This is a genomic window from Acetobacter fabarum, assembly GCF_011516925.1.
Taxonomy (GTDB): domain Bacteria; phylum Pseudomonadota; class Alphaproteobacteria; order Acetobacterales; family Acetobacteraceae; genus Acetobacter; species Acetobacter fabarum.
Genome location: NZ_WOTG01000050.1, coordinates 1 through 1206, shown reverse-complemented (window position 1 = coordinate 1206; position 1206 = coordinate 1). Strand labels below are relative to the sequence as shown.

3 protein-coding genes are annotated in these 1206 nt (G+C 56.0%); 2 read left to right on the top strand and 1 reads right to left on the bottom strand.

The window, feature by feature from the left end; translation table 11 throughout:
• On the bottom strand, positions 1–320 hold a 320-nt coding region (locus tag GOB83_RS14640; RefSeq protein WP_194301418.1), incomplete at its 3' end, for a transposase.
• 39 nt (positions 321–359) lie between these two features.
• Between GOB83_RS14640 and GOB83_RS15340 the strand changes: the two genes are divergently transcribed.
• Together GOB83_RS15340 and GOB83_RS14630 are read left to right on the top strand one after the other, a co-directional pair.
• Positions 360–716, top strand: coding sequence for a polymorphic toxin type 10 domain-containing protein (locus GOB83_RS15340; RefSeq protein WP_165926627.1), 357 nt, complete (start codon positions 360–362; stop codon positions 714–716).
• Positions 713–1024: an Imm27 family immunity protein gene (locus tag GOB83_RS14630; protein ID WP_165926626.1), complete on the top strand. Its 312-nt coding sequence runs from the start codon at positions 713–715 to the stop codon at positions 1022–1024. Before GOB83_RS15340 ends, GOB83_RS14630 begins: the two co-directional genes overlap by 4 nt.
• The last annotated feature ends 182 nt before the right edge of the window (positions 1025–1206 follow it).

Below are 1206 nucleotides of genomic sequence, written 5' to 3'. Positions count from 1 at the left end.
ATATCGACCGTCAGGGCTTTCTGCCGACGACTCAGCGTGCTGAAATCCGGCACAGACCATGCCAGCCCCGCCAGGCGCAGGAGGCTTTCGACAAAGCCCGTCGTCTGTCGCTGAGCAAAACCAAACAGAACCTTCAGCGTCAGACAGGCCTGGATCGCAGCATCGCTGTAACTTCGCTGACGACCGTGGCGCCCCGTCGGAAGACCTTCCCAATTCATGGACGGGTCAAACCACATCGTCAGACACCCACGCTTCTTCAGTGCTGCGTTGTAGGAGGACCAGTTCGTCGTTCGGTAGCGCGTGCGCTTCGGCTTGCTCATCACTCACAGCTAACAAACTGGATTCAAACAGGGAGTCCCTTGCCAGTATTTCTGCAACAAAGCCCCCTTATCCCATCGACATTGACCCGAGTTATTCCGAATGGTATTCCTGCGACGACGCTGGGAGCACCAAGTGCCGCTGACGTTTTCGTCACCACACCGGAAGCGATTGAAGGCCTTGATGCTGCGGGTATAGCGCAGCGGCTCACGATCCCGGAGAGCCCGACCGGGTATCAGGTTTTCCAGTTCCCAACCCCGGAATCGGGCTTGTCTTCCCCAGTATTTAGGGGGAACCCGGGATTTGTGGGGGGCGGCTATACTGCTGGAGGGGCACCCGAATTTGTCATCTCCAACGGACCGATCCCGGCAGGCGCAACTGTAACGACGGTGCCATGATGAACATCAAACCTGATGAAACGATATTGGTCGGGCAATGGGTGTTGGAGGATGGCCGACCCGTTGCTGATGATGTCAGCGCGCGGATCGCGGCGATTACCAAATCCCACCTCCTAATGATCGGGCACGATGCAAGCGGGTGGCTCACCCTCTATCGCGATCCCAATGATGGGAGACTATGGGAACTTGATTATCCCCAGAGCGAACTTCACGGGGGAGGACCACCTCGTTTGCGAGCGATATCGCCCGAAGAAGCGCGCCAGAGATACAGCTTGGCTGAGATTGAGAGCGAAAATGGCCGATTTTAAGAGCGCAAGAGTAAAGGACTAGCTCCCGCTGTTTGGGTAAGCCGTTGTCTGCACATCGTTTTTTTGACGGAGAGGGTTCGAAGAACCCTCTGGTATTAAGGTCGGCTCTGCGATTCACTCTCTTGTGTGATGACTGGAGGACTGGTGATATGAAGCAGGCGGGATTTTTTGACGTTGAAGAG